Origin of the sequence: Kutzneria sp. NPDC052558 (genome assembly GCF_044547355.1) — a bacterium.
Taxonomy (GTDB): Bacteria; Actinomycetota; Actinomycetes; order Mycobacteriales; family Pseudonocardiaceae; genus Kutzneria.
On sequence record NZ_JBIUAG010000043.1, the window covers coordinates 16,787 to 32,745 of the forward strand.

Sequence of the window (15,959 nt, forward strand, 5' to 3'; positions counted from 1 at the left end):
TTTCCGGCGAATCAGTGACCGGTCAGGGAGTTGATGTCGGCGACCTGGTCGGCCGGCGGGGCCTGCACGTCGACCTGGCCGCCCCAGTCGGTGTAGTGGATCTTGGCGGTGTACTTGTCGCCGGCCGCGGCGGTGACCTGAAGCGGCAGGTTCTCGTTGTTCAGCCACAGGTCCACGGTCATCGGCCCGGCCGCGCCGGCCAGCTGCGGCGGCAGGCCGGCCTGCACCTTGGCGGTGTCCACATCGACCGTGTAGTGGGTGACGGCCTGGCCGTCCAGGGTGGTCTTCTCGGTCTTGGTGACCTTGCCGCCCTGGGAGATCTGGTTCAGGAAGGTGGTCGGGTCGTTCTCCTGGGCCAGCTGGTCCAGGCCGCCGCTGATCAGCTTGGACAGCTCGTCGTCGGAGCCGCCCATCTTGATCCACGGCTTGTCGGAGTGCAGGAACTGGGCGGCGCTGGCCGGCGGCTTGACGTACGCGACTTTGTCGACCAGCCGCAGTTCCATGGCGCCGCCGGCGGTGCCCAGCTGCATGGCCATCTTCGAGGCGTCGCCGCCGAAGGAGCCCTGGCCGGTCATGGTGACGTGGGCGCCGCTGGTGTCGACGGTGGCGTCGATCTTGACGGTGCGGCTCTTCGAGGTGCTGGTCCTGGCCATCGCCACCAGCTGCACCGCGTCGGTGGACACGGTCGCCTGGTTGGCGGAGTTGTCCGGGGCCGGCGCGCCGGCGGTCTGGGTGCTGCACGCCCCCAGCGCCACTAACAGCGCGGCGCCAACACCGATTACGGACTTGCGCACTAGCTCATCCCCTCGTCGAGAAGTCGGTCGAGCACGGTCGCCACGCCATCCTCCGCGACGGTACCCGTCACCTCGTCGGCGGCGGCCCGAACGTCGGCCGCGGCATTGCCCATGGCCACGCCCAGCGCCGCCCAGCGGAGCATCGCGATGTCGTTGTGCCCGTCGCCGAAGGCCACGGTGGCCTGCGGGGACACGCCCAGCTCCAGGCGGAGCTGTTCGAGCGCGCTCGCCTTGGAGATGCCCTCGGCGACGACGGTCAGCCACGCGTCACTGTGATGGTCGTATGTCCACGTGACGCCCGCAATGTCAGAGACGTCCATCAGGTCGGCCAGTTGCTCCTTGGTGACGCCGTGCCAGTAGGCGACCATGCGCGTGGTCGGGGTCGCGCCCAGCTCCAGGTCGTCGACCTGCCGGCGGGTGCCGACGATGTCGCCGGGATAGCCGTCGCTGACCCGGTTGCCGACGCCGGGCTCCTCCAGCGAGAACACCACTCCGGGCAGCAGCGACCGCAGCCGGGCGATCACCGGCGCCGGTTCGAAGGTGGCCAGCGCGATCACCTCGCCGGTGGCCAGGTCTAGCCGCACCGCGCCGTTGGAGCACAGCACGGTGCCGTCGGTGAAACCAAGCAGGCTGATCACGTTGCGCACGCCGAGCACGGTGCGTCCGGTGGACAGCACCACATGCGCGCCGGCGGCGCGGGCTCTGGTTATGGCGGAGCGCACGGCCGGCGAGATCACGCCGGTCGAGTCCAGGATCGTGCCGTCGACGTCAAGGGCGATGAGGGCAGGGCGCACAACACGGAGCGTAACTACCCCTGCGGGGTGAATCCGCTGTGACCGCGATCACCGAAACGGTAATGGGTCGTTTCGCATTATGCGCGCCGGCAACGGGGCCGGCGCCTGCGGAAGCGGAGGGCGTCCGTGGGTCCTGTCGCACGCTCCCTGACCGGGCTGGCCCTGGTCACGGCTGCTTTGATCGCCACCACCTCGACCGCGTCGGCGAGCGAGTCCGCCGCCGGCCCGGCCCAGCCCAACATCGCCGCGGCGGCGTTGTACGCACTCAGTCACCCGACCGCCTCACCGCCGGGGTCGAACGACTTCTCCTGCAAGCCGACCGCCGCCCACCCGCGGCCGGTCGTGCTGTCCAACGGCACCGGCGCCAACGCCTACGACGACTGGGCGGGGCTGTCCGGAGTGCTCAAACGGGACGGCTACTGCGTGTTCGCGCCCAATCTCGGCGGTCCCGAGGGCGGCATGTTCCAGGCCCTTGGGGACATCCCCACCACGGCCGGCCAGTTCGGCCAGTACATCGACAAGGTGCTCGCCGCCACCGGCGCGTCCACAGTGGACATCGTCGGTCACTCCCAGGGCGGCATGATGCCCCGCTACTACCTCCGCAATCTCGGCGGGGCGAGCAAGGTCGGCACGCTGGTCGGCCTGGCGCCGTCCAACCACGGCACGGATCTGGACGGCCTGGTCACGGCCGTGCGGAAACTGCCCGGCGGCGGCGACTTCGCCGACGGCGTGGTCGGCGTGGTCTGCCCGGCCTGTGTGCAACAGGAGGTCGGCTCCAGCTTCATCACCAGCCTCAACGGCGGCGGCGACACCATGCCCGGGGTCAACTACACCGTCATCGCCACCCGCACCGACGAAGTGGTCACGCCGTACACCTCGGCCTACCTGTCCGGCTCGAAGGTGACCAACCTGCGGCTCCAGGACTACTGCCTGCTCGACGGCACCGAACACATCAACATCACCTACGACCACATCGCGATCCAGCTGGTGCGCAACGCGCTCGATCCCGCGCACGCCTGGACGCCGAACTGCCTGACCTAGCCGGACATCCCTGTCCTGATCCGGCCCGGATCACACGTCGCCGGGTCGGACCAGCCCCGTCTCGTAGGCCAGCACCACGGCCTGCACCCGGTCCCGCAGCTCCAGCTTGGCCAGGATGCGGCCGACATGCGTCTTCACCGTGGCCTCGGACAGGAACAGCTTCTGGGCCAGCTCGGTGTTGGAAAGGCCCTTGGCGATCAGCACCAGCACCTCGCGCTCACGTTCGGTGAGCACGTCCAGCACGGTGGCGTCGCGCAGCTCGCCGCCGCCGGACGGGCCGAGGAACCGGTCCAGCAGCCGCTTGGTCACGCTGGGCGAGACCACCGCGTCGCCGCTGGCCACCGCCCGCAGCGCCGAGACCAGGTCGGCCGGCGGGGTGTCCTTGAGCAGGAAGCCGCTGGCCCCGTTGCGCAGCGCCGACAGGGCGTACTCGTCCATGTCGAACGTGGTCATCACCAGCACCTTGGCCGTGCCGGCCTCGGTGATCTGCTTGGTCGCCTCCACCCCGTCCAGCCGTGGCATGCGCACGTCCATCAGCACCACGTCGGGCCGCAGCTCGTCGGCCAGCCGCACCGCGTCCACGCCGTCCGCGGCCTCGCCGATCACCTCCAGGTCCTCCTGCGCGTTGAGCACCATGCGGAAGCCCATCCGCATCAGTTCCTGGTCGTCAACCAGCAGAACTCGGATCACGGCCATCAGACTAGGGGGCCCGCCGCCGCGCCCACCGGCAGCACGGCGTGAACACGCCAGCCGCCGCCCGGCCGCGGCCCGGCCTCCAGGCTGCCGCCCAGCACGCCGGCCCGCTCCCGCATGCCGATCAGGCCGTTGCCGCCGGAAAGGCCGGACAGCTCACGGGGCGTGCCGAAGCCGTTGTCGTCCACGACCACGCTGATCTGGTCGTCGGTCCTGGTCACGAACACGTCCGCGGACGCGCTGCCGCCGGCGTGCTTGAGCGAGTTGGTCAGCGCCTCCTGCACGATCCGGTAGACCGACAGGCCCACGCCCGCCGGCAGCTCGTTCAGGTCGCCGCGCAGGGTCAGGGTCACCGGCAGGCCGGCCGAGCGGACCTGCTCGGCCAGCTGCGGCAGCGCGCCGGTGTCCGGCTGCGGCACCCGGTCGGTCTCGCTGTCCGACTCGTTGCGCATCAGGCCGAGCAGCCGGCGCAGCTCGCCCAGCGCCTGCCGGCCGGTGTCGGAGATGGTGGTCAGCGCCATCTGCGCCATCTGCGGATCGGACTGCAGCGCGTAGCTGGCTCCGTCGGCCTGCACGACCATCACGCTCACCGCGTGCGCGACCACGTCGTGCAGCTCGCGGGCGATCCGGCTGCGTTCCTCGGCCACGGCGATGCGGGCCTGCTGGTCCCGTTCGACCTCGAGCAGCTTCAGCCGCTCCATCAGCTCCACGTTGAGCGCGCGGCGGGCCCCGACGAACTCGCCGACCGCCCAGCAGAAGCCGAACACACACACGACCATGAAGAAGGACAGGGCGATCGCGGCCGGCTGCTGGACCCGCCAGATCTCCCACAACACGGTGCCCAGCAGCAGCCAGGCCGCGTAGATCACGCCCTGCCGCCGGCCGACGTAGGCGACCATCGTGTAGAGCGCCACGCCCAGCGCGAAGTCGGCCGGCCGGATCGGCACGCCGTTCATGAAGCCGTACTCGTCGTAGGTGACGTTGTGGGTGACCAGCTGGGCGAAGCCGGCGATCAGGATGATGTTGCAGACCAGCTTGGGCCGGGCCCGGCGGAAGATCAGCGGGCCCCACAGGAACAGACCGACCAGCAGGTAGACCCCGCGCGGGGTGTCGCCAAGGCTGTTGGCGGTGGTCGCGAGGTCGGGAAGGCCGAGCAGCCCGGCGATCAGGGAGTCCCCGAACACCGGGTGAGCACGCATCCACAGGCTCAGCCGTCGCACCAGAACAGCCTAGAAGCGCGACCCGGCCGCCAGCGTCCCTCTGGGGTACGACTACCGCCTGCTACCCCAGAATGAGTGATCCACATCGGCGGCATGGCACCATCTGCCGGGTGACGTCCTGCATGGCCGGGCCGCTGTCGGCCGCGGTGGCGCGGTTGGTGGCGACGCTGCGGCCGCAGGTCGGCCCGGCCACCGCCGCCGGCTTCGACGAGGTGGCGCGCCGGCTGTCCGCGCCGTTGCAGGTGGCCGTGGCCGGGCGCATCAAATCCGGCAAGTCCACCCTGGTCAACGCCCTGATCGGCCGGCGGGTGGCACCGGTCGGCGTCGGCGAGTGCACCCGGCTGGTGACCCGCTTCCAGTACGGCGCGGTGGACCGGATCGAAGTGGTCGGCGTGGACGGCTCGCGCCGGGTGCTGCCCTTCGACGCCGACGGCATGATCCCGGCCGACCTGGACGTGGATCTGGACACCGTGTCCCACCTTGAGGCGTACCTCACCAACGAGGTGCTGCGGGACCTCACCGTGATCGACACTCCCGGGCTCGGCTCGCTGGACTCGGACTCGGTCTCCCGGACCGAGAAGGTGCTGGACCAGGTCTCGCAGGACGCGGTCGCCGGGGCCGAGGCCGTGCTCTACGTGTTCACCCAGACCGTGCGCGCCGACGACCGGGACACGCTGCGGGCCTTCACCGCGGCCACCGCCGGCCGCGAGGCCGGTCCGGTCAACGCGATCGCCGTGCTGAACAAGGCCGACACCGTTGCGCCGGAGTCGGTCGCCGGCTCGGACGGCGACGTCCGGCGGGCGGCCGAGATCCTGGCCGGCAAGCAGGCCGCCGCGCTGCGACCTCGGGTCGCCGACGTGCTGCCGGTGATGGGGCTGCTGGCCGAGTCGGCCGAGACCGGGGCGTTCACCTCGGCCGACGCCGACGCGCTGCGGGCCCTGGCCGAGCTGGACGAGGCCAGCTGGACGACCATGCTGATGTCGGCCGACCTGTTCACCACCTGGGAATGCGCGGTGCCGGCCGCGACCCGGTCCCGGCTGCTGGCCAAGCTCGACCTGTACGGCATCGACCGCGCCGTGCGGGCCGTCCGCGCCGAGCCCGGCATCGCCGCCGGTGCCCTGCGCCGGGCGCTGCTCGACGCGTCCGGGCTCGACGCCGTGCGGGCCAAGCTGGACGCCGTGTTCCGGGCCCGCGCCGACGGCATCAAGGCCGCCGCCGCGCTGGCGTCGATCACCGCCCTGGCTGCCAGCGACCCGGGCGAGCGGCAGCGGGTGCACGACGCCATCGAGCAGCTGCTCGGCCGGCCCGAGGCGCATCAGCTGCGGCTGCTGGAGGCGTTGACGCTGATCGCCGCCAATGCCGTGACCATGCCCGAGGACCTGGCCGACGAGGTGCTGCGGGTCGGCGGGTCCGGCGACATCCCGACCCAGCTGGGCCTGGTCGGCCGGCCGCCGCACGAGCTCATGGCCTACGCGCTGGAACGGGCCGGCTGGTGGCGGTCGTTCGCCTCGTTCGGGGCCACTCCCGCGCAAAGCCGCGTCGCGCACGTCGTGCATCGGGCATATTTCCTCATCTGGCAGCAACTGAGGGGGGCCGGTGGAGGCGCTTGACGAGCGCATGGCGTTGATCAGGCTCTGTCTGTACGCCCTGGACCGGGCACGCAGCGCCGGCGTGGTCGAGCGGCTGGAGGCCGGGCTCGCCGAGGTCGGCGTGCAGGCGGTGCGTCCGGACGGCGAGCGGTTCGATCCGTCGGCGCATGAGGCCGGCGGGGCCGAGCCGACCGACGACCCGGCCCTGGTCGGGCTGGTCGCCGAGACCGAGGTCCCCGGCTTCACCGACCGCGGCCAGCCGCTGCGGGCCCCAATCGTGATCGTCTACGTGGCCCGGGATTCCTTGTGACGCCGCCGACTCCGCAGCTGCCGCAGCTGGTCAAGCAGGCCCGGGAACGGCTGGCGACGCTGCTGCGCGAGCACGACAAACGGGCCGCCGACCAGGTCGACCGGCTGCTGGCCCGCCGGGACGACACGCCGTCGATCGTCGTCGTCGGCGAGACCAACCGGGGCAAGAGTTCCCTGGTCAACGCCCTGATCGCCACGCCGGGACTGTCCCCTGTGGACGCCGACGTGGCCACCGCGACCTACCTCGTGCTGCGGCACGGCCCGCAGTGGTCGGCCTCGGCCGGCTACGCCGAGCCGATCGACATCCCCATCGAGGATCTCGGCCGCTGGGTCACCGGCGGCGAGCAGCAGCCGCCTCGGTGCGTCGACGTGCGGGCCCCGATTCCCTTGCTGCAACGACTGTCCATTGTGGACACTCCTGGCGTCGGCGGCCTCAACTCCATGCACGGGGAGCTGGCCGCCGAGGCCGCCGCCACCGCGACCGCGCTGCTGTTCGTGGTCGACGCCTCGTCCCCGTTCACCAAGGGGGAACTGGACTTTCTCGCCGCCGTGGGCGAACGCGTGGAGACGGTGCTGTTCGCACTGACCAAAGTGGACCAGTTCCGGGGCTGGCGGGAGATCCTCGACGCCGACCAGCGGCTGCTGGCCGAGCACGCCCCCCGCTTCGCCGGCGCGAAATTCCACGCCGTGTCGCCCCGGATGTTCGAGATGGCGGCGAAGGCGCCCAACCCCGCGGCGCTGAATTCTGGGGCGCTCAGCATGCTGCGGGAGAAGTCCGGCATCGGTGATCTTCAGGTCGCCGTGCAGGAACTGGTCGTCGGCCGCTCCCTGATGCTGGCCGAGGCCAACGCCCTGCGCACCCTGACCACCGCCATCGGCGAGGTCGAGGTCCGGCTGCGGGCGTCGGCCCGGGCGCTGGACACCGGCCACGACGAGGCCGACGCGCTGCGGGCCCGCCGCGACCGGCTCGCCGCCGAGCGCAAGTCGTCCACCCGAAGCTGGCAGGTCAAGCTCCGCACCGAGATCCAGCGGGCCCGGCTGGAGTCGCTGCACGAGGTCAGCCGACAGATCCGGGACGCCCAGTCCTGGTTCCGCCAGGCCATCGACGCCGCCGACCGGGACGCCCTGGCCGCCCTGCCCCAGCAGCTGGACGCTGCCCTCCAGGTGATCTCCGCGCGGATCAACGCCGTGCTCGCCGACCGTCTCGGCCGCGCCGCCGACGCCGCGCTGGCCGAGCTCTTCGCCGCCGACGAGCTGGCCGTCATCCGCGCCCAGTTCGCCCGCGGCGACCAGCCGCCCGTGCTGCTGCGGGCCCCCGAGAAGCGCGCCGCCACCGCCGAGGACCGGCTGCTGGTGTTCATGGGCATCTCCGGCGGCATGGGCGCCGGCCGCATCGCCGCCCTGCCCCTGGCCGGCCTCGCCGCCCTGAATCCCATCGTGCTGCCCGTGACCATCGTGCTCGGGCTCGGGGCCGGCTACTGGATGGCCCGCACCCGCAAACACCTGGCCGACAAGCAACACCTTCGACAGTGGCTCTCCGACGCACTCGCCGACGCCCGCTCCACCCTCGACCAGCTGGTGTCCGAGCAGCTCATCGACGCCGAGGGGCAGCTGTCGCTGGCCCTGGACGAGGCGCTGACCGGGCGTGTCGAGGCCATCGAGGAGGAGCTGCGGGAGGTCGACCGGGCCCTCAAGCTCGACGCCGCCGACCGGGCCGCCCGGCAGCAGTCCGTCGCCCACGACCTGGCCGACGTCACCGCCGCCCGTGACCGTGGCGAGGCCCTGCTCACCACCATCCGGCAGCTTCGGGACCGGGGCTGACTGGTTGTGGGAACCGATCCGCCCTACCGTGAGTCCAATCGGCACAAACCAGCGGAGACGGGGGTAGAGCGGTGTACATCGACAACAGCGGCGCCGACGGTCACGAGCTGAAGATCGAGGTCGACGGCCACGAGTACACCGACGAGGCCACCGAGAGCTACCACCACGACGGCGCCCTGGACACCGCCGACGTGGACGGCGAGGACGGCGGGCACACCGCCTACACCGACACCGACCACGACGGCACCGCCGACCTGGCCACCCGCTACGACAACACCGGCCACGTCGTCGGCGAGGCCCACTACAACTCCGCCACCGGCCAGTGGACCCAGTCCTCCGCCGGCTCCGGCATGATCGTCGACACCGCCCAGGGCCAGCAGAACGTCGGGCCCGCCACCACCGACACCGACGGCGACGGCGCCAACGACACCGCCGTCGTCACCGACGCCGAGGGCAACACCTTCCTCTACACCGACACCGACGGCGACGGCAAAGCCGACTACGCCATGGAGATCGCCTCCGACGGCCAGGTCACCATCTCCCACCACACCGGCGACCACCAGTGGACCCCGGTCGAACACGGCCACCTCGACGGCAGCGGCAACTACCAGAAGGACAGCTCCGCCAACCCCCTGCTCACCTTCGGCGCCGACGACCACTCCTGGGGCGGCGCCTCACAACCGGCCCCCGACGGCCAGGGCCTCGTCCGCACCGACCCCGCCACCGGCGAGTGGACCTGACCAGGGGTCTTCTCCGCACTGCCGCATCGCATGGGCTGGCGACTCCCCCGCCCAGACCGACGTCGCCCGCAGTCCACCAAAGCCTGGTACACCCAGCCTGCCGCCCCCGAGAGGAACCAACCCCGACCAGCACGCCCAGGCCCGACTGAAGCCCATCCCCCACCACTCCCTGGGGTGGCCGCCCCGTCGCCAGCCTACCCAAGGCGCCCGGAAGTCGACCTTGAACTGGGCGGCCCTGTGGACAACTCCGAGGCCTGTGGACAACCGGGACAAGCCGATCGTGGGTAAGCCTGGACACATCCTCGATACCATCAGGTGTCGGGGATGTCTCTTTTTCCGTCGACAAATTCGGCGGGGTGATCCACGTGGTCCGTCATGGTCTGAACCAATGGGATTTCCGAAACGATTCCGGAGTGACCGGGGTTACAGCGTGGAAGCGCTCTCAGTGATCGGTTTTCGGGGTTCTGGCGTGCTCAAAAAGAGTGCTGAATCGATTCCTTGATCGCTTATGTGAGGTGGCTGACAGGTGAACGGTCGGCCACTGGTGTGTAACCCGGATACAGTGGGGCATCCCCTAAAACCTCACACCCGGACGCCGCCGGGTGTGGTTCCGCATTTCATGAGGACGCCGTCGTCTGCCTAGGGACAGCGGCGTCCCTGTGCTTTCGTCCGGCAGACCCCAGGGCAGGAGACGAGATGACCGCACTGACCATCCCCGGTCTCGACCAGGCACCGACCACCAACGAGCGGCTGCTGAACTGGGTGCAGGAGGTGGCGGAGCTGACCACGCCGGACCGGGTGGTCTGGGTGGACGGGTCCGAGGCGGAGTCGAAGCGCATCAACGCGGCCCTGGTCGAAGCGGGCACCTTCGTGCCGCTGAAGAAGAAGCCGAACTCCTACTGGGCGGCCTCGGATCCCACCGACGTGGCCCGGGTCGAGGAGCGCACCTTCATCTGCTCGGTCGACCCGGCCGACGCGGGTCCGACCAACAACTGGATGGACCCGGCCGAGATGAAGGCCCTCATGACCGAGCTCTACCGGGGCTGCATGAGCGGTCGCACGATGTACGTCATTCCGTTCTGCATGGGTCCGCTCGACGCCGAGAAACCCATGCTGGGGGTGGAGATCACCGATTCGGAATACGTCGTCGCCTCGATGCGCATCATGACCCGCATGGGCAGCAAGGCCCTGGCTCGCTTCACCGATGACGCGGAGTACGTGGAGGCACTGCATTCCGTCGGCGCGCCGCTGGAGCCGGGCCAGGACGACGTGCCGTGGCCGTGCAACGACACGAAGTACATCACGCAGTTCCCGGAGGAGCGGCGGATCTGGTCCTACGGCTCGGGCTACGGTGGCAACGCCCTGCTGGGCAAGAAGTGCTACTCGCTGCGCATCGCCTCGGTGATGGCCCGCGACGAGGGCTGGCTGGCCGAGCACATGCTGATCCTCAAGCTGATCTCGCCGGAGAACAAGGTCCACTACATCGCGGCTGCCTTCCCGTCGGCCTGCGGCAAGACCAACCTGGCCATGCTGGAGCCGACCATCCCGGGCTGGAAGGTCGAGACGCTCGGCGACGACATCGCGTGGATGCGGTTCGGTGAGGACGGCCGGCTGTACGCGGTGAACCCGGAGTACGGCTTCTTCGGCGTCGCCCCGGGCACCGACTACCACACCAACCCGAACGCCATGCGCACCATCGAGCAGGGCAACTCGGTGTTCACCAACGTGGCGCTGACCGACGACGGCGACATCTGGTGGGAGGGCATGGGCGAGAAGCCGGCCCACCTGATCTCGTGGAAGAAGCAGGACTGGACGCCGGAGTCGACCGAGCTGTCCTCGCACCCGAACTCCCGCTACTGCACGCCGATGCAGCAGTGCCCGATCCTGGCCCCGGAGTGGGACGACCCCAAGGGCGTGCCGATCTCGGCGATCTTCTTCGGCGGCCGCCGCGCCAGCACGGTGCCGCTGATCACCGAGTCCCGCGACTGGCAGCACGGCGTGTTCATGGGCGCCACGCTGTCCAGCGAGACCACGGCGGCGGCGGTCGGCCAGGTCGGCGTGGTGCGCCGCGACCCGATGGCCATGCTGCCCTTCATCGGCTACCACGCCGGCGACTACTTCAACCACTGGATCCAGCTGGGCAAGAACGCCAACGCGGAGAAGCTGCCCAAGATCTTCTACGTGAACTGGTTCCGCCGCGGCGAGGACCGCGGCTTCCTGTGGCCCGGGTTCGGCGAGAACAGCCGGGTGCTGAAGTGGGCCATCGAGCGCCTGGAGGGCACGGCCGCGGCCGAGGAGACGCCGATCGGCCACGTGCCGACCCCGGCCGACCTGGACCTGACCGGCCTGGACGCGCCGGCCGAGGCCGTCGCCGCCGCGCTGGCCTTCGACGCCGACGAGTGGCGGGCCGAGCTGCCGCTGATCGAGGAGTGGTTCGCCAAGATCGGCGACAAGCTGCCCACCTCGCTGCGTGACGAGTTCGAAGCGCTCAAGCAGCGCCTGGGCTGAGCAGTGTCATGAAGGGCCCCTTCCTCGCGTTGAACGTGAGGAAGGGGCCCTTCATGACGTGAAAACGGCTCCCCCGGACGAGTGAGCAACCGGACTGCGGCGTGCGGCGTCCTCCTCATCGAAAGAGGAGGTGTGTCACGTGATTTTCGCGGCCTTGGCGATGCTGGTGCTCGCGGCGATCGCCCTTCCCATGGCGACCATCGCGCTGACCAGATCCGCCCACAAGACGACCGTCGACGGGGAGCCACCGGCGGCCACGGATCAGCTCGACAGCGATCCGGCGGCGGCCCACTAGGAACTCAGCTCGGCAGCGGCCCGCTGCCGATGTGCTCGAGGCGGGCGCCGACCGGGCGCGCGGCCTCGGCGTAGCAGATGAGGTTGGTGTATCCCTGCGCCCAGGCCTGCCGGGTGTCGGGGGCCCGCCAGGTGTAGGTGACGTCCGTCCGCGACGCCGTGCCCAGGTAGCTGACCAGCTCCTGCGAGCAGCGGTCGCGGGCGATCTGGTTGATCACCTCGGTCGCCGGCATCGGATCGGTGTACCGGCCCAGCGCCTGCACGCCCGGCAGCGCCTCACCCAGGTGCGGCTTGTCGCACGAGCCGAACTCCAGGGTCTGGCTGTGCGAGGGCGAGCTGACCGTGCACGTCTGGTACTTGGCGAAGCCGGCGCCGGTCAGCACGTGCCGCAGCGAGCCGGCGATGGTGAGCGGATTGCCGGCCGAGTCGATCTGCGTGGCCGCGCACACCATCCACCGCTCGCCCTGCGTCCACGCCTCGGCCTGCGGCCAGAACGCCCAGGCCTGGATGTCGGTGGCGTCGGCATCCTTGGCGCCCAGGTAGTCGCCGAGCGCGTCCCGGCACTGCGGCAGGGACTCCCGGGTCATCGTGGTGTCGTCGGGCATCGACGTGGGCAGCCCGTCGGGGAGCTTGCCGACCAGGGTCACTTCGCCCTGGTGCGGCTGCCCGCACGCGACGGTCCGGTGGTTGGCGTCGATGCAGTCGCCGACGGCCGGCAGCGTGTCGTGGCTGACGCCGCCGCTGTCCACCTTCGGCACCGGCAACGGGCCGTCCCCGGCCGCGTTGTTCGGCGAGCTCGGAGTGACCGACAGCGCCTCGGACAGGTCCATGGTGGGTCTGCCGCAGGCCGCCGTCATGCCAACCAATGCCAGCACGATGACCGCCAACCAGCCGTGCCGCACCATCACTCCCCTCGTCCGAACCGACCATCGGCCGTTCGACCGTACCGGCTCAACCGGCCGTCAACCTGGCAATGACCTGAGGGATGCTTGCACGCTGCCGTGGCGGGCAAGCATCCCCCAGGTCGGCTACCCACTGTCAGCTCAAAGCATTCGCCGCGGCCGTGACCAGTGCGACGGCCTGGTTGGCGATCGCGGTCCGCCGGGCCTCGAACGCCGGGTCGGTCAGCGCCGTCGGGGCGGTGGGGACGCCCAGCACCGGCGTGTGCAGGTGGCCGCCGCGCACCGCGGTCGCGCCCAGGCCCAGCCGCACCCGGTTGGACCGGTACATGCTCTCGTTGGACAGGTAGTCACCGCCGCCGCCCTGTGCGGCGATCTCGCCCGGCTTCGGCGCGTCGGTCCGGCAGACCTGCTGGCCGGTGCCCGGGTGGCTGCTGTCGGACCAGACGCAGAACAGCAGGTCGAAGTTCACCGGATAGCTGCCGGTCGGGGTGGCCTGCATCTGCTGGTACGGCAGCGTGGTCTCGATGAACTGGTCGGCCGGCTGCGGCCAGCCGGCGGCCGCCGGCACCGGGCCGGTGGAGCTGGCGTCCAGGTTGTCCGGGAAGCCGCCGCGCCAGTCGCCGGCCCAGCGCTCGATGTCGAACTGGCCGGGGCGGCCCTGGCTGATCGTCATGATCAGGTCCGGCCGGTGGGCGGCGTCCTTGATCGCCGTGCCGTAGGCCGCCTCGACGATGCCCTGGTCGAAGTAGCTCCACACCACCGGGAAGCTGACCGCCTGCACCACCGCCGGCCCGCCGGGCGTAGTGACGGTCAGGCCGTCGAGCTGGAGCGCGGCCGCGCCGGCCGGGTTGGAGATGCGCACGCCGGCGCCGTCCAGCTGGAACGGGTCGAAGCCGCTGACCATGATCTTCTTGACCCCGGAGCCGGCCGGCAGCCGGTCCGAGTCGAGGCCGCGGGAGCCGTGGTCCAGGGCGGTGAGCAGGGCGGTCCGGTCGGCCGTGGAGACGGTGAACTTCGGCTGCCACTGCCGCAGCGCCTTGGTCATCTGCAGCCGGGCCCAGTACAGCGGGCGGTCGTCGTGGGGGTCGAGCGTGCCCAGGCCGGGGCGGCGGCCCTGGGCGCGGTCGACGGCGGTCTGCCAGAGGTTGTCGCCGGCCGCGGTCACCAGCGTCCGCGCGGCCGGGAGCGACCTGGCCGCGCACAGCTGCTGGCTCAGGTCGGCGACCAGCGGGTCGAAGCCGGCCTGGGTGACCAGGGTCGGGCCGACGGCGGGGCCGCCGGCCGGCATGGTCGCGGCCAGCCGCTGCTCCTCCACGGTGAGCTGGGCGTTCGGGGTGAAGCACTGGGCGTCCGGAGCGGCCTGGGCGACCGCAGGGCTCAGCAGGGTGAGCGCCAGCACCGCCGGGGCCAGGATGTGAATTTTCTTCGTAATCGCCACCTGAACGAGTGTTGTGCATCCGTGCGTAGAGCAACACGGCAAGTAGTCGGTTTTCGCGCGGAGGGTCAAACGCCGATGGCACGCAGAGGCATGGCCGGGGACGTGGCGATCGTCGGCGCGGCGGTGCTGGTCGCGGCCGGGGTGCTGGTCGCGGTGGCCACTCCCAGCACCAAGGTGCAAGCGTTTGCCAACGAGCTGACCGGCGGTGGCGACGCGCCCGCGGTGCCGCTGCCCGGCCCGCCCGCGGCCTCCTCGCACGCGTCGCCGGTGCCGACCACCACCGTGCAGGCGCAGATCGTCGTGCAGACCGACGCCACCGGCCGCATCGTCGGCATGCAGCCGCGGACCCCGCTGCCCTCGACCGCCGGCAGCTCCCCGGCGCAGGCCGCCCAGTCCCACCTCGACGACATCGCCCAGGTCTGGCAGGTCGACCCGTCGACGCTGCGCCTGGCCGACGTGCGGCCGGTGCCGTTCGGCACGGTCGTGCGCTACCAGCAGACGATCGGCGGCGTGCCGGTGTTCGGCGGCCAGATCGTCGAGGCCCTGAGCAAGGACGGCTCGCTGGTCAGCGCGGTCGGCAAGACCACCAAGGCCCGGTCCGGCGGCTTCCCGACCGACCAGTCGCAGACCGTGCGGGCCGCCGGCCAGAAGGCGGTGGCCGCGACCGCCGACGCCAAGAAGCTGTCGGCCAAGGACCTGAGCGTGCAGGCCACCGACCAGTACTGGTGGGACCCGACGCTGGGCGGCACGACCGGCAAGGCCGTGGCCAAGCCGGTCTACGTGGTGCACATCCGGGGCGCCCGGGCCGACCAGCAGTGGTCCATGGTCGTCGGCGCCAGCAACACCGACGTGGTGCAGTCCTGGTCGGAGACCCGGGAGGCGACCAACCGGGACGTCTGCGACGCGCGCCGGCAGCTGGTCAGCGGCAGCCAGGGCTCGGTCCGCTGCGGCACCTCGTTCCCGCTGGTCCGCACCGAGCGCGGCGGCACCGCCACCGGCGACGTCGGCTCGGTGTTCAAGTTCTTCGGCGACGCCCAGAACTTCTACGCCCGGTTCACCGGGCTCGACCTGACCTCGCTGATCGGCGCGGACTACGGCGACGGCACCGGCAAGGCCATCCGCGGCACGGTCCGGATCTGCATGGTCGGCGAGCGCTGCCCGTTCCTCAACGCGTTCTGGGACGGCGAGCAGATGGCCTTCGGCGAGGGCGTCACCACCGAGGACATCACCGGCCACGAACTCACCCACGGCGTGACCCAGCACACCTCGGGCCTGCAGGGCGGGCAGGCCGACGCCATCAACGAGGGCATGTCCGACGTGTTCGGCAAGTTCATCGGCATCACCTCGAACGACCCCAACAGCGCCGGCGCCGACCGCTGGTCCATCGGGGCCGGCTCGGCCATCGGCGTCATCCGGGACATGCGCAACCCCAACCGGTTCCAGCAGCCCGACCGGGTCAACGGCGCGTTCTGGGTGACCGACAACCCCGATCCGCACGTCAACGACGGCGTGGTCAACAAGGCCTCGTTCCTGATCACCGACGGGGCCACCTTCAACGGCCGGACCGTGCGCGGGCTCGGCGTGGCCAAGGCCGTGCAGGTGTGGTTCGGGGTGGAGAACCTGCTCACCCCGCGGTCCACCTTCCAGGACCTCGGCAACGCGCTGACCGTCTCCTGCCAGGCCAACCTGGCCGCCGGCGTCGCCGGCATCACCCAGGACGACTGCGCCCAGGTCGCCAACGCCGTCGCGGCCACCCAGCTCGATCAGGCTCCCCGGTGACCAGCCCCCACCCAATCCCAGGGGGGCGACCCCGCTG

At 71.0% G+C, this 15,959-nt stretch carries 13 protein-coding genes and 1 pseudogene; 8 read left to right on the forward strand and 6 right to left on the reverse strand.

Annotated features, from left to right (window positions below; all coding sequences use genetic code 11):
• Positions 1-11: 11 nt before the first annotated feature.
• Positions 12-794: a hypothetical protein gene (locus ACIG5F_RS43895; protein WP_396526180.1), complete on the reverse strand. Its 783-nt coding sequence runs from the start codon at positions 792-794 to the stop codon at positions 12-14.
• Complete coding sequence (locus tag ACIG5F_RS43900; RefSeq protein WP_396526181.1) at positions 794-1,588, reverse strand: HAD family hydrolase; 795 nt, start codon at positions 1,586-1,588, stop codon at positions 794-796. Before ACIG5F_RS43900 ends, ACIG5F_RS43895 begins: the two co-directional genes overlap by 1 nt.
• Positions 1,589-1,714: 126 nt before the next feature.
• Here ACIG5F_RS43900 and ACIG5F_RS43905 point away from each other — a divergent pair, with 126 nt between their 5' ends.
• Positions 1,715-2,629 (forward strand): esterase/lipase family protein, encoded by a 915-nt coding sequence (locus ACIG5F_RS43905; RefSeq protein WP_396526182.1) that lies wholly within the window; start codon positions 1,715-1,717, stop codon positions 2,627-2,629.
• Positions 2,630-2,659: 30 nt separating this feature from the next.
• On the opposite strand, the gene ACIG5F_RS43910 is transcribed toward ACIG5F_RS43905, so the two are convergent.
• The gene (locus ACIG5F_RS43910) at positions 2,660-3,319 is read right to left on the reverse strand and encodes a response regulator (RefSeq protein ID WP_396526183.1); all 660 of its coding nucleotides are present in this window, start codon (positions 3,317-3,319) and stop codon (positions 2,660-2,662) included.
• Between the two features lie 5 nt (positions 3,320-3,324).
• The gene (locus ACIG5F_RS43915) at positions 3,325-4,521 is read right to left on the reverse strand and encodes a sensor histidine kinase (protein WP_396526229.1); all 1,197 of its coding nucleotides are present in this window, start codon (positions 4,519-4,521) and stop codon (positions 3,325-3,327) included.
• 143 nt (positions 4,522-4,664) lie between these two features.
• Between ACIG5F_RS43915 and ACIG5F_RS43920 the strand changes: the two genes are divergently transcribed.
• The 6 genes and pseudogenes from ACIG5F_RS43920 to ACIG5F_RS43945 all read left to right on the forward strand — a co-directional run bounded on the left by ACIG5F_RS43920 (position 4,665) and on the right by ACIG5F_RS43945 (position 11,804).
• Positions 4,665-6,152, forward strand: coding sequence for a dynamin family protein (locus ACIG5F_RS43920; RefSeq protein WP_396526230.1), 1,488 nt, complete (start codon positions 4,665-4,667; stop codon positions 6,150-6,152).
• Positions 6,145-6,441, forward strand: a pseudogene (gene grpE / locus ACIG5F_RS43925) (nucleotide exchange factor GrpE); the annotation flags it as partial. The gene ACIG5F_RS43920 and the pseudogene grpE, both read left to right, overlap by 8 nt.
• Positions 6,438-8,261: a dynamin family protein gene (locus ACIG5F_RS43930; protein WP_396526184.1), complete on the forward strand. Its 1,824-nt coding sequence runs from the start codon at positions 6,438-6,440 to the stop codon at positions 8,259-8,261. The pseudogene grpE and the gene ACIG5F_RS43930, both read left to right, overlap by 4 nt.
• A gap of 71 nt (positions 8,262-8,332) precedes the next feature.
• The gene (locus tag ACIG5F_RS43935) at positions 8,333-9,001 is read left to right on the forward strand and encodes a hypothetical protein (protein ID WP_396526185.1); all 669 of its coding nucleotides are present in this window, start codon (positions 8,333-8,335) and stop codon (positions 8,999-9,001) included.
• A gap of 696 nt (positions 9,002-9,697) precedes the next feature.
• Positions 9,698-11,509 carry a phosphoenolpyruvate carboxykinase (GTP) gene (locus tag ACIG5F_RS43940; protein WP_396526186.1) on the forward strand — a complete coding sequence of 604 codons (1,812 nt, stop codon included), beginning with the start codon at positions 9,698-9,700 and terminating at the stop codon, positions 11,507-11,509.
• Between the two features lie 139 nt (positions 11,510-11,648).
• Positions 11,649-11,804 (forward strand): hypothetical protein, encoded by a 156-nt coding sequence (locus ACIG5F_RS43945; RefSeq protein WP_396526187.1) that lies wholly within the window; start codon positions 11,649-11,651, stop codon positions 11,802-11,804.
• Between the two features lie 4 nt (positions 11,805-11,808).
• Here ACIG5F_RS43945 and ACIG5F_RS43950 read toward each other — a convergent pair whose 3' ends face one another.
• Positions 11,809-12,705 (reverse strand): septum formation family protein, encoded by an 897-nt coding sequence (locus tag ACIG5F_RS43950; RefSeq protein ID WP_396526188.1) that lies wholly within the window; start codon positions 12,703-12,705, stop codon positions 11,809-11,811.
• Between the two features lie 136 nt (positions 12,706-12,841).
• Complete coding sequence (locus ACIG5F_RS43955) at positions 12,842-14,137, reverse strand: hypothetical protein (protein WP_396526231.1); 1,296 nt, start codon at positions 14,135-14,137, stop codon at positions 12,842-12,844.
• A gap of 81 nt (positions 14,138-14,218) precedes the next feature.
• On the opposite strand from ACIG5F_RS43955, the gene ACIG5F_RS43960 reads away from it, so the two are divergent.
• On the forward strand, positions 14,219-15,922 hold the full coding sequence (locus ACIG5F_RS43960) for a M4 family metallopeptidase (RefSeq protein ID WP_396526189.1): 1,704 nt from the start codon (positions 14,219-14,221) through the stop codon (positions 15,920-15,922).
• Positions 15,923-15,959: the final 37 nt, after the last annotated feature.